The 12,437-nt window shown below is 72.6% G+C and carries 10 protein-coding genes; 3 read left to right on the forward strand and 7 right to left on the reverse strand.

Annotation, left to right across the window (positions count from 1 at the left end; translation table 11 throughout):
* The first annotated feature begins 10 nt into the window (after nt 1–10).
* Entirely contained in the window at nt 11–493 is a 483-nt protein-coding gene (locus tag ACFVAJ_RS06235) for a MarR family winged helix-turn-helix transcriptional regulator (protein WP_376942162.1), read from the forward strand.
* Nucleotides 494–498: 5 nt separating this feature from the next.
* Nucleotides 499–1,878: an MFS transporter gene (locus ACFVAJ_RS06240; RefSeq protein ID WP_376942164.1), complete on the forward strand. Its 1,380-nt coding sequence runs from the start codon at nt 499–501 to the stop codon at nt 1,876–1,878.
* A gap of 68 nt (nt 1,879–1,946) precedes the next feature.
* Here ACFVAJ_RS06240 and ACFVAJ_RS06245 read toward each other — a convergent pair whose 3' ends face one another.
* The 6 genes from ACFVAJ_RS06245 to ACFVAJ_RS06270 form a co-directional block, all read right to left on the reverse strand.
* On the reverse strand, nt 1,947–3,383 hold the full coding sequence (locus ACFVAJ_RS06245) for a GH1 family beta-glucosidase (RefSeq protein WP_376942166.1): 1,437 nt from the start codon (nt 3,381–3,383) through the stop codon (nt 1,947–1,949).
* 46 nt (nt 3,384–3,429) lie between these two features.
* Nucleotides 3,430–4,581 carry an SLC13 family permease gene (locus ACFVAJ_RS06250; protein WP_376942168.1) on the reverse strand — a complete coding sequence of 384 codons (1,152 nt, stop codon included), beginning with the start codon at nt 4,579–4,581 and terminating at the stop codon, nt 3,430–3,432.
* A 62-nt stretch (nt 4,582–4,643) separates the two neighbouring features.
* Entirely contained in the window at nt 4,644–6,005 is a 1,362-nt protein-coding gene (gene gdhA / locus ACFVAJ_RS06255) for an NADP-specific glutamate dehydrogenase (protein WP_376942170.1), read from the reverse strand.
* Between the two features lie 118 nt (nt 6,006–6,123).
* Nucleotides 6,124–6,687, reverse strand: a complete 564-nt coding sequence (locus ACFVAJ_RS06260) for a hypothetical protein (RefSeq protein WP_376942172.1) — start codon at nt 6,685–6,687, stop codon at nt 6,124–6,126.
* Between the two features lie 64 nt (nt 6,688–6,751).
* Nucleotides 6,752–8,098: an FAD-binding oxidoreductase gene (locus ACFVAJ_RS06265; protein ID WP_376942174.1), complete on the reverse strand. Its 1,347-nt coding sequence runs from the start codon at nt 8,096–8,098 to the stop codon at nt 6,752–6,754.
* 92 nt (nt 8,099–8,190) lie between these two features.
* Nucleotides 8,191–9,723, reverse strand: coding sequence for a LuxR C-terminal-related transcriptional regulator (locus ACFVAJ_RS06270; RefSeq protein ID WP_376942176.1), 1,533 nt, complete (start codon nt 9,721–9,723; stop codon nt 8,191–8,193).
* 98 nt (nt 9,724–9,821) lie between these two features.
* Here ACFVAJ_RS06270 and ACFVAJ_RS06275 point away from each other — a divergent pair, with 98 nt between their 5' ends.
* Nucleotides 9,822–10,745 carry a 2-hydroxyacid dehydrogenase gene (locus tag ACFVAJ_RS06275; RefSeq protein WP_376942178.1) on the forward strand — a complete coding sequence of 308 codons (924 nt, stop codon included), beginning with the start codon at nt 9,822–9,824 and terminating at the stop codon, nt 10,743–10,745.
* Between the two features lie 15 nt (nt 10,746–10,760).
* Here ACFVAJ_RS06275 and ACFVAJ_RS06280 read toward each other — a convergent pair whose 3' ends face one another.
* On the reverse strand, nt 10,761–12,398 hold the full coding sequence (locus ACFVAJ_RS06280) for an alpha/beta hydrolase (RefSeq protein WP_376942180.1): 1,638 nt from the start codon (nt 12,396–12,398) through the stop codon (nt 10,761–10,763).
* Between the last annotated feature and the right edge of the window lie 39 nt (nt 12,399–12,437).

Consider the following 12,437-nt stretch of genomic DNA (forward strand, 5'->3'; position numbering starts at 1 on the left):
ACTAAGGATCATGACGGATGCCACGAACACTGCCGCGATCACGCGACCCAACCCCGTGGCATCCTCTCGACGCCTGACCCTGGCCGAGCAGTCGACCGAACTCCGCATCGCGGTGATGCGCCTCTCGCGGCGCCTGCGCCAGCAGCGCAGCGACACCGAGATCAGCGCCTCGCAGTTCTCGACCCTCGGGTGGATCCACAGCGAGGGGCCGCTCACGATCGGCCGCCTCGCCGAGCTCGAGCGGGTGACCGCGCCGAGCATGAACCGCACGGTCAACTGCCTCGTCGACGCCGGCTACGTCACGCGCCGCACCGACGACGACGACCGCCGCAAGGTGCTCGTCGAGGTGACCGAAGCGGGCGACGTCGTCGTCCGCGAGACCCGCAAGCGCCGCGACGCGTGGATCGCGAAGCGGTACGCCGCCCTCGACCCCGCCGACCGCGAGGTCCTCGCTCGCGCCACCACGATCCTCGGGAGGCTCCTCGACCAGTGAGTGCCATGTTCCGTTCCCTCAGCCACGTCAACTACCGAATCTGGTTCATCGGCGCCCTCGTCTCGAACGTGGGCGCCTGGATGCAGGCCACCGCCCAGAACTGGGTCGTCCTCACCGAGCTCACCGCCAACGACGCCCTCGCCGTGGGCGTCACGATGGCCCTGCAGTTCGCCCCGCAGCTCCTGCTCGTGCCGATCACGGGCCTCATCGCCGACCGCTTCGACCGCCGCAAGATCCTCATGTGCACCCAGACGGCGCTCATGCTGCTCGGCCTCGCCCTCGGCCTGCTGCTCATCTTCGGGCACGCCGAGCTCTGGCACCTCTACGTCTTCGCCGGCCTGCTCGGCATCGTGAACGCGATCGACAACCCGGCGCGACAGACCTTCGTCACCGACCTCGTCTCGAGCTCCGACATGTCGAACGCGGTCGCGCTCAACTCGGCCTCGTTCAACACCGCGCGCCTCATCGGCCCCGCCGTCGCCGGGGTGCTCATCGTGCTCGTCGGCTCGGGCTGGGTCTTCATCATCAACGCCGTCACCTTCCTCGCGGTGCTCGGCGCCCTCGCGATGCTCAAGGGCAAGAAGCTCAAGCGGATGCCCCGGGCGAGCCGCGAACGCGGCGCCTTCGTCGCGGGGTTCCGCTACGTGTGGAGCAGGCCCGACCTCGTCGTGGTCTTCGTCATCGTGTTCCTCGTGGGCGCGTTCGGCATGAACTTCCCGATCTTCTCCTCGACGATGGCGGTCGAGTTCGGGCGCGGGGCCGGCGAGTACGGCCTGCTCAACTCGATCCTCGCGATCGGCTCGCTTGCGGGCGCCCTGCTCGCCGCCCGCCGTGAGCGCGCCCGCCTGCGCGTCGTGATCCTCGCCGCCGCCGGCTTCGGCCTCGCCGCGGCGATCTCGGCCGTGATGCCGACGTTCGTGCTCTTCGCCGCGTCGACGGTGCTGATCGGCTTCGCCGCGGTCACCATGCTGACCACGGCGAACGGCTACGTGCAGACGACGACCGACCCGGCGCTGCGGGGGCGCGTGCTCGCGCTGTACTTCGCCATCCTGTCGGGCGGCACCCCGATCGGCGCGCCGATCGTCGGCGCGGTCGCGAACAGCTGGGGTCCGCGCTGGAGTCTCGGCGTCGCCGCGATCGCCGCGGGAGTGGCCGCGCTCATCGGCGTGGTCTGGCTCGTCATGTCGCGAGGCATGCGGCTCGCGAGGCATCCCGAACGTCGCTGGGCGCCCGCCGTACGCTTCGACGCCCCGCCGACCGCCGCGATCGCCGTCGTCCCGACCTCGGCCATCGCGGTGCCGACCGAGGCGCTGCAGGTGCCGACCGAGGCGACGCCGATCGTCACGACGGAGGCCCTGCGGGTGCCCTCCGCCGCCAAGGGCTGAGCCCGCGACGCCTCACCACGCGCCGGACCTCGATCGACGGCGTGGCGCCGCTGGACCGCAGCCCGCGCTCAGCCCCGCCGTGCCTCCGAGCGCGAGGCGAGCAGCTCCGCCAGCCAGCGCCCGCTGTCCTTCACGAGGCGCTCCTGCGTGTCGTAGTCGACCCGCACGATGCCGAATCGCTTCGAGTAGCCGTAGCCCCACTCGAAGTTGTCGAGCAGCGACCAGACGAGGTAGCCGCGAAGGTCGACCCCGCGGTCCATCGCCCGGCGAGCCGCGGCGAAGTGCCGGCGCAGGTAGTCGACGCGCTCGACGTCGTGCACGCGGGGGCCGTCGGGCGCCGGCGTCACCACGTCGGCGAACGCCGCGCCGTTCTCGGTGATCATGAGCGGCTGCCCGGGGAACTGCTCGGCGAGCGAGACGAGCAGCTCTTCGAGCCCGTCGGGGGCGATGTTCCACCCCATGTCGGTGTAGGGCCCGGCCTGGGGCAGGAACTCCACGTGCTCGCTGCCGGGCCACGGCGTGCCGCCGACGTCCTTGTGGCCGTCGTTTCGGCTGCGCTCGCTCACGCCGTCCCACATCGCGACGGTCACGGTCGAGTAGTAGTTGACGCCGAGCACGTCGATCGGCCGGTGCACGAGTTCGAGGTCGCCGTCGCGCACGAACGACCAGTCGGTGACTCCGGCCGTGTCGGCGATGAGGTCGTCGTCGTAGCGACCGAGCAGCATCGGGCTCGTGAACGCCCGGTTCGCGAGCGCGTCGATGCGGCGGGTCGCCTCGGCGTCGCCGCCGCGGATGACGTGGAAGTTCAGCGTCGCCGAGACATCCGGAGTGTTCGTCGCATGCCGCCGGATCTCGGGCACCGCGAGCCCGTGCGCGAGGTTCAGGTGGTGCACCGCGGCGAGCGCGGCGGCACCGTCGGTGCGGCCCGGCGCATGGGCGCCCGACCCGTAGCCGAGGTAGGCCGAGCACCACGGCTCGTTGAGCGTGGTCCAGGTGTGCACCCGGTCGCCGAGCGCGTCGACGGCGTGCCCCGCGTAGTCGGCGAAGCGCAGCGCGGTGTCGCGGTTCGTCCAGCCGCCGGCGTCCTCGAGCTCCTGCGGCAGGTCCCAGTGGTAGAGCGTCGCGATGGGGCGGATGCCACGGGCGAGGAGCCCGTCGACGAGGCGCGAGTAGAAGTCGACGCCTGCGGGGTTCGGCCGATCGCCGGCGCACGGCAGCAGCCGCGACCACGAGAGCGAGAATCGGTATGCCTCGAGGCCGAGCGAGGCCATGAGGTCGAGGTCGGACTCGAGCCGGTGGTAGTGGTCGCAGGCGACGTCGCCGGTGTCGCCGTTCCAGGTGCGGCCGGGTGTGCGGCTGAACGTGTCCCAGATCGAGGGCGTGCGGCCGTCTTCGTCGGCCGCGCCTTCGATCTGGTACGAGGCGGTCGCCGAGCCGATCACGAAGCCAGGGGGGAACTCGAGCGGGCCGACGTCACTGGGCGATGCACTGGTCACGGCGCTCATCCTCGCACCTTCCGCCCCGTGCGGACGCGCGATCGTCACGATTTCGTCAGCCGAGCGCCGCGAGCGCGAACACCGCGCCCGCAACGGTCACCGGCGCGACGGCGAGCCCGAGCGCGGCGAACTTCGGCCACGAGATCTGCACCCCCATCGAGACGAGCCGATGATGCCAGAGGAGGGTCGCGAGCGACGCCCACGGGGTGACGAGGGCGCCGGCGTTGACCCCGATGAGCAGGGCGGCGGTCCGCAGCGGGCTCGACGCGAACGGTTCGAGGGCGAGATACGCGGGGAGGTTGTCGAACGCGTTGGCGCTGACCGCGGCGACGCCGGCCAACCGCAGGAGCTCGAGCGGGTCCTCCCCCTCACCGGCGATCGACGCGAGGACCTCGGTCAGGCGGAGTTCGTGGGCGGTCTCCATGACCAGGAAGAGCCCGGCGACGAACACGACCAGCTGCCACGGCACGAGCGCCGGTCGGAGCACCGAGGGGCGGCGCACGAGGAAGGCGACGAACAGCACCGCCGCGCCGGCCGTCGCGGGAATCCACACCTCGATCCCCGACACGAGGAGCGGCACGAGCAGGACGAGCACGGCCGACCCGATCACGAGGAGGACCCGGTCCTCGGCCGGCACGGCCTCGTCGGGCTCGAACCGGGCGCCGAGCTGTCGCCACCGCGTCGCCAGCAGGAAGGCGACGGGCACGAGCACGCCGACCACGGCCGGCGCCCACATGACCGCCGCGAACTCGACCGGGTGCGCGCCGAGCCGCTCGGCCGCGAGCAGGTTCGTGAGGTTGGAGACGGGAAGCAGGAGCGAGGCGGTGTTCGCGAGCCAGACCGTCGTCAGGGCGAAGGGGATCGGCGAGATGCGGGCGTGGGCGGCGACCGACACGACGACCGGCGTGAGCAGGACCGCGGTCGTGTCGAGCGAGAGGAACACCGTCGACGCCGTCGCCAGGGCGACGACGAGCAGCCACAGCGCCATCGCGCGACCCCGGGCGAAGCGGGCAAGCTGCTGGGCGATCGACCGGAAGACCCCGGCCTCGGCGGCCAGTTCGGCGACGATCGTCATCGCGACGACGAAGCCCAGGATGGGCGCCGACCGCGCCGCGAGCGCGCCGACCGCCTCGATCGGGAGCACACCGCCCGCCACCGCGATGATTCCGAGCGCGACCAGCACGCTCCCGACGACTGCGATCCGCACCAAGCGAGGCTAGCCGACCCCGAGGGGTCGGCCATGCCTCAGACGAGCACGGGCGTCACGCCTCAGATCACGCCGAGCGCGAGCATCGCGTCGGCCGCGCGCACGAAGCCCGCGATGTTGGCGCCGACCACGTAGTCGCCCGGTGCACCGTACTCGTCGGCGGTCGTCGCGCAGCGCTCGTGGATCGACTCCATGATCTCGGCGAGCCGCTGCTCGGTGTGCTCGAAGCTCCACGAGTCGCGCGAGGCGTTCTGCTGCATCTCGAGCGCGCTCGTCGCGACGCCGCCGGCGTTCGCCGCCTTGCCCGGGCCGAACAGCACGCCCGCGTCGCGGAGCACGGTGATCGCCTCGGGCGTGGTGGGCATGTTCGCGCCCTCGGCGACCGCGACGACCCCCGCGGCGACGAGCGCCCGCGCGTGCGTCTCGCCGAGCTCGTTCTGCGTCGCGCACGGCAGCGCGACGTGCACGGGCCCGCGATCGGCGAGATCCCAGACGGTGGCGCCTGCGACGAACTCGGCGCGGCCGCCCCGCTCGGCGACGTACTGCTCGATGCGGTCGCGGCGCACCTCCTTCACCTCGCGGAGGAGCGTCACGTCGATGCCGTCGGGGTCGTAGACGGCGCCCGAGGAGTCGGACGCGCCGACCACGACGCCGCCGAGCTCGTGCACCTTCTCGATCGCGTAGATCGCGACGTTGCCCGAGCCCGACACGAGCACGCGCGCCCCGTCGAACGAGCGGCCGCGCGTCTCGAGCATGTGCTGGGTGAAGTACACCGCGCCGTAGCCGGTCGCCTCGGTGCGCACGAGCGAGCCGCCCCAGGTGAGGCCTTTGCCGGTGAGCACGCCCGACTCGTACTGGTTCGTGATGCGCTTGTACTGGCCGAAGAGGTAGCCGATCTCACGCGCACCGACGCCGATGTCGCCCGCCGGGACATCCGTGTACTCGCCGAGGTGGCGGTACGCCTCGGTCATGAACGACTGGCAGAAGCGCATGACCTCCGCGTCCGACTTGCCCTTCGGGTCGAAGTCGCTGCCGCCCTTGCCACCGCCGATCGGCATGCCGGTGAGGGAGTTCTTGAAGATCTGCTCGAAGCCGAGGAACTTCACGGTGCCGAGCAGCACACTCGGGTGGAACCGCAGCCCGCCCTTGTAGGGGCCGAGCGCCGAGTTGAACTGCACCCGGAAGCCGCGGTTGATCTGCACGCGCCCCTGGTCGTCGACCCACGGCACCCGGAAGATGATCTGCCGCTCGGGCTCGCAGATGCGCTCGAGGATCGACGCCTGCACGTAGTGCGGGTTGCGTTCGAGCACGCGGTCGAGCGAGCCGAACACCTCGCGCACCGCCTGGTGGAACTCGAACTCGCCCGGGTTGCGGGCGAGGATCTGGGCGTAGACGTCGTCGATGGCAGTGCGAGATGCGGTCACGCGCGCTCCTTCATGGTTCGAACGGATGCCACGTGGTGCAGTCGCGCGCGGCGTCCTTCCAACATACCCAGTGCTGAGGAAGCCTCCGACCGTGTGACGCAGCGGGCGCGCGAGGTGCTCAGTGGCCGTGCGCGAGCTGCTGCAGCACCACGACGCCGAGGCCGAGGGTGACGAGCGCGCCGAGCGCGACCACCTGCTTCCACCAGTCGATCCGCGTGCGACGTACGGCGACGAAGCCGATGACCCCGAGCGTCGCGACGTACACGATCGAGGCGGCGCGCAGCGCGTGCTCGAGCTGGATCACGCCGACCGCCGCGAGGCCGAGGAGGACGAGCGGGACCCCAGCGGAGGCGATCGCCGACCCGGCGATGCGGAGCATCCGGCCGACCTCGGCGCGGTCGGGGAAGGCGGCGTGCACGGCGAGATGCGAGATGACGTCGGCGACGAACCCCGCCGTGGTGATCGCGACGATGCCGACGAGCAGCGTCACGACCGCGCGGGGCGCCTCGACGTGCTCGACGTTGGCATGCTGCACGAGCACGATCGCGAGCCCGGTGAAGGTCGCGTAGACGCGCTCCTTGAGGGCGTCGACGCGCTCGTCGGCGGGCCGGTCGTGACGGTCGTGGCGGTGCCGACGAGCGTCGCCCCCGGCGTCGCCCGTCGCCGGGGCCGCGTCATCCATGCGCGCAACGGTAGCAGCGGGGCATCCCCGACGTCGTGCGCGACGCCGCGCCGTCCCTGGGCTCCTACGGCGTGATGTTGTGGTTCAGCCGGAAGACGTTGTCGGGGTCGAAGGCCCGCTTCACGGCGACGAGGCGATCCCAGGCGGCGCCGTACCCGGCTCGCGTGCGGTCGGGTCCCTCGTCGCCGATGAAGTTGAGGTAGACGTTCCCCGTCGCCCATGGCCGCATGGCGGACCGCACCGCCCTCGTCCAGTCGCGGGCGCGGTCGTCGTCAGCGGGATCCGACCAGAGCGCGAACGGGTGGGCCACCCACGGTGCCGTGCGCCACGGCACGGGGTACTCCGTGCCCGCCCGGCCGACGGCGCCGCCCTCGGGGAACAGCACGTGCTGGGAGGCCGAGGGGACGATCATCCCGTCGACGGCGGACTCGAATGCCGCGATCGCCGCGTCGGGAAGGCCGGCCAGGTGCTCCGCCGACCAGTAGTTGCGGTAGTCGGGAGGGTCGTCGAGCATGCAGTTCAGCTCGGCGTAGGGCAGTTCGACGATCATCCGGCCGGCCGGGTCGTGGGCGAGGATCGGCCGGAGGTGCGGCCGGGCCTGCTCCTCCGTGCCGACGAAGGTCACCACGAGGAGCAGCACGAGCCGTCCCTGCAGGTGCTCGGGCACGAACTCCTCCTCAGGGCCGGTGCCGTACAGCACGCCGCCGCCGAGTTCGTCGGGACCGTGCTCGATCGCATCCCGGAACGCCCTGATCACCTGCTCCCCCTGTTCGGGGTCGAAGACGAGGAGCGCGGCCGTCATGGTGGGCACGTCGTGGAGGCGGAAGGTCATCGACGTCGCGACGCCGAAGTTGCCGCCGCCGCCGTGCAGCGCCCAGAACAGCTCAGGATGCTCGTCGGCCGACGCCGTCACGGAGGTTCCGTCGGCGGTGACGAGTTCGACCGACACGAGGTTGTCGCAGGCGAGCCCGAACTTGCGGTCGATCCAACCCGACCCGCCGCCGAGTGCGAAGCCGCCGACGCCGGTGGTCGAGACCCGGCCGCCGGTCGTCGCGAGGTCGAACGGCTGAGTCGCCCGGTCGAGGTGGGCCATGGTGGCCCCGCCGCCGACCCGTGCGGTCTTCGCGACCGGGTCGACCGCGACGGTGTTCATCCGACGCAGGTCGACGACGAGCCCGCCGTCGGTGAGGGCGTTGCCGGCGACGGAGTGTCCGCCGCCGCGGACGGCGATCTCGAGGTCGCGCTCCCGCGCGTGCCGGATCGCCGTCGCGACATCGGCGGCGGTCTCGCATTGCGCGATCACCGCGGGCCGCTTGTCGATCATCGTGTTGAACACGACGCGCGCCGCGTCGTAGTCGCTGTGAGCCGGGGTGAGCAGCCGCCCCGTCAGCTCGATGGTGTGGAGTGTCATGCCTGCAACGCTAGGAATCGCAGGCGGGCCGCCTCTTCGCCGGAACCGGCCAATTCACGGGTCCCCGGGATGGCCCGATCGGGCCACCTCGCTCAGAGCAGTCCGCGCGCTGCGGCCTTCGCAACCGCGGCGGCCCGGGTGGCGACCTCGAGCTTCGTCATGATGTTGGCGACGTGCCGGTGCACCGTGTGCTCGCTGAGGTGGAGCCGCGCGGCGACCTGCGCGTTGCTCATCCCCTCGGCGACGAGTCGGAGCACGTCGGACTCGCGCGCGGTGATCACCCGGTCGCGGTCCGTGCGCTCGCCCCGGGTCGCCCGGTCGATCCGCTCGAGCAACGCCCGGGACCCGGTCGCGGCGAGCGGCGCGCCCGCGCGCTCGGACTTCACGATGGCGTCCTCGGCGGCACGACGGGCGGCCTCGTCGTCGCCCTGCGCGAACTGCACGACGGCGGTCGCATGGAGCGCGGCCGCGACGAGGACGCCGTCGCGCAGCGTCGCCACCGTCTCCTGCAACTCGCGGAGCGGGGCCTCCGCCTCCTCGCTCCGGCCGTCGGCGACCAGGGCGAGCACCAGCAGTTCGAGACCGCGGAACCGTCCGATCCGATCGTCGGGATCGTGCTGCCTGAGGTACCGCTCGGCGGCCCGACGAGCCTCCTGCGCGTCGCCCGCGTCGAGGGCGATCGCACCGAGCCCGAGGATCGCGAGCGGCTGCCCTTCGCCGCGGCCGAACAGCTCGACCGCCTCGGCGACGCGCCCCTGGCGTCGGCGCAGCTCGCCGAGCTGCACGATCGGCACCGTGACGAGCGGGGGCCGCCGCGCCGCCAGGATCTCGGCCGCGACCCGCAGTTCCCGGTCGGCACGATCCCAATCGCCCTGCTCGACCAGCACGCCCGCGTACTCGGTCCGGCAGATCTGCTGCAGCGCGTAGTAGCCGGCGCTGCGGCAGTGCTCGTCGAGCTTGGCGCACCATTCGCCGGCCCGCCCGACGTCGCGCACCTCCTGACACGCGGTGATCAGGTAGCAGCACGCGTACCCGGCGTAGGCGGGGTCGCTGATCTCGCCGGTGAGCGCGGCGACGGCGGTGGCCTCGAGCAGCCGCATGCCGTCCTCGATCTCACCGCGCATCAGCCGGACGAGCCCCTGCTGCGCCCTCGCCAGCAGCTCGATGTCGGAGTCGTCGAGCAGCCGGCCGATCTCCAGCGCCTCGGCGGACTTGAGCTCGGCGATGCCGAGGTTCGAGTCGCTCAGCGCGAAGTCCGCCTCCCAGAGCGCCAGGTGCCCGTGCTCGGCGGCGACCTGCCGTCCGGCGAGCGCGCGGCCGGCGAGCTGCAGCCAGCCCTCGGCCACCGACTCCTCGTTGCGGAAGTTGACGTGGTCCCAGGCCAGGGCGATCGCGACCCGCGCCGCGCCGTAGGGGTCGCGGGCGGAGCGGTACTCGCGATACGCCCGCTCCCGCACCTCGATGGTCGCCGCGTGGTCGGTCCAGAAGTACGCTGTGCCGAGCGCCTCGAGCACCGCCGCCGACGGCTCGTCGGCGGCAGCCTCCTCCAGCAGCGTCGCCGCCTGCTGCCAGTCGCGTGCGCCGAGGGCGTCCAGGCCCGCGTCGTACGCGCTCCTGCCGGTCACACGCTCAGGCTAGACGATCGGGCCTGCGCCGTCGCCACCATCCGGACGCCTCGCTCGGCCGAGGCGGCGACGACGGCGCGGTCTGCGAGGATCGGAGGATGGATGCCCCGCTCCTCGTCTCCGTTCCCGGCGCGACCCTCCGCAACGCCCTCGGCGACCCGCCCGAGGGGGTCGAGGTCGTCGTCTGGAACCTCGACTCGCCGCCGCCGGCCGCGCACCTCGACATCGTGGTGCCGCCGTACATGGGCGCCGCCGAACGGCTCGGGGCGCTGGCCGGCGTCACCACCCGCCTCGTGCAGTCGCAGTCGATCGGCTACGACGACATCCCCGCCGCCCTGCCGCCCGGCCACGCCTTCGCGAACGCGGCGAGCGTGCACGAGACCTCGACGGCCGAGCTGACGCTCGCCCTCGTGCTCGCGTCGCAGCGCGGCATCCCCGACTTCGTGCGCGCCGCCGGCGAAGGCCGCTGGGCCCCCGCCCGGCACGAGAGCCTCGCCGACCGGCGCGTGCTCATCGTCGGCTACGGCGGCGTCGGGCGGGCGATCGAGGCCCGGCTCGAGCCCTTCGAGGTCGCGATCACCCGGGTCGCGGGGCACGCCCGCGACGACGAGCGCGGGCGCATCCACGGCGTCGACGAGCTGCCGGCGCTGCTGCCCGAGGCCGAGATCGTCATCGTCGGGGTGCCGCTCAGCGACGCGACGACGGGCCTCGTCGACGCCGGCTTCCTCGCCGCCCTCCCCGACGGCGCCCTCGTCGTGAACATCGCGCGCGGCCGAGTCGCCGACACGGATGCAGTGCTCGCCGAGGCGCGCTCGGGCCGGCTGCGCTTCGCGCTGGATGTCACCGACCCCGAGCCGCTGCCCGACGGCCACCCGCTCTTCGCGCTGCCGAACGTGCTCGTCTCCCCGCACGTCGGCGGGGCGTCGACGGCGATGATCCCGCGCATGGCGCGGCTCCTCCGCGAGCAGATCGACCGGATGCTCCGGGGCGACGAGCCGGCGAACGTCGTGCTGCGCAGCTGAGGTCGCCGACGATCTCTACTCGGTCACGCTGCCGACCGGCTGCACCGCCGCGTACCCCTCGAGCACGCCCTGGACCCGCGCGAGCGCGGCGTCGTCGAGCTCGCCGTCGCCCGTGACCGCCTGCCACCCGTCGAGCACGACGTCGCCGTAGTTGTGGCCGTGGCTCGCGGGCACGCTCTCGCCCATGAACATGTCGATGACCACCTGCAGCGCGGTCACGGCCGGGATCCATCGCATCGAGTCGCTGACCTCGTCGGCTCGCTCGCCCGGCTTCAGCCAGTCGGGCTCCGCCCAGATCAGTTCGAGGCCGAGCCACGTGACCGGGTCGTTCGCGTGCTGCAGGTAGGCGACTCGCGGTGCCTGCCAGTCGGGCCCGAGCGCGTGGAAGTCGCCGGGCGTCGAGAGCCATCGCACCTCCGCACCGCCGTCGACGACGGGCAGCCACTGCGGGCTCCCGGCGTCGCGGCCCTCGGTGAGGGTGCGCCACATGGTCGAGCCGTTCGGGCTGCCGACGAGGAGGGCTCCCTCGGTACGCGCACGCAGTTCGTCGAGGTCGTCGAACGCCTCCTGGGTGCCGTGCGCGCCGAGGCTCAGCCCGTAGACCACGAGCTGCGGGCGGGTCTCCTCGGGCAGGGTGTCCCACTTCGCCCGAACGGCGTCGAAGAGGGCGACGGATGACGCGACCGGCGCGTCGGGGTCGAACACGAACGACACCCAGCTCGGCGTGTACGCGTACTGCATCGAGACGATCGCGGTGTCGCCGCCGTGCAGGTACTCGACGGCGTCGACGGCCTGCGGTTCGAGCCACCCCGACCCGGTGGTCGTCGCGACGACGAGCACCTCGCGGTCGAACGCCCCGGTGCGTTCGAGCTCGCGAACGGCGATCGCGGCGCGCTCCTCGACGGTGGGGGCGTTCGCCTGGCCGACGTAGACCCGCACCGGGTCGAGGGCGGGGCGCCCCGTGAGCTCCTCGATGTCGGCCGCCGTCGGGCCGCCGCCGAGGAACGCGGTGCCGTGCCGGCCGACCACGTCCCACTCGACCTCGGAGTCAGGGCCGGCCGAGCGGAAGGCGCTCATCGGCTCGGTGACCCACGGAGCCGCCGGGCCGTTGTTGGCGAGGTAGAGCCGATCGAGGCCGAACATCACGACCGAGACCAGTGCGACGGTCGAACCGACGACGATCGCCGTCGTGGCCGTCGCGCCCCACCCGCGCCCGAGCCGGGCCGACAGGCGCCGGCCGAGCCGACGCACGGCCCGGGCGAGCGCGATGCCGAGGAGCACGACGGGAACGAAGCCGACGATGAAGACCAGGGCGTCGAAGCCGTCGATCTCGGGCAGCTCGACGGTCCGGCGCACCTCGTTCTGCCAGCCGACCGACGCGAAGCCGAGCACGATCGCGAGCAGCACGGCGACGCCCGCGTAGACCCACCAGCCGATGCGGCGCTGCGACGCGGTCGGGCGCCAGCGCGCGAATCGGCGCACGAGCCACCATGCGCCCGCACCGACGCCGTAGCCGATGAGGAACGCGAGCGCGGTGATGACGCCCTGGAACAGCGCCGGGCGCGGCAGCAGCGACGGGGTCATCGAGAGCGCGGCGGCGAGCAGGCCGACGAGGGCGCCTCCCGGGTCGAGCCGCCACCAGTGAGCCTTCACGCCCGCCCTCCCCACCGCCGCCGGAGCGGCGACGTCACC

Origin of the sequence: Agromyces sp. NPDC057679 (assembly GCF_042799635.1) — a bacterium.
GTDB lineage: Bacteria > Actinomycetota > Actinomycetes > Actinomycetales > Microbacteriaceae > Agromyces.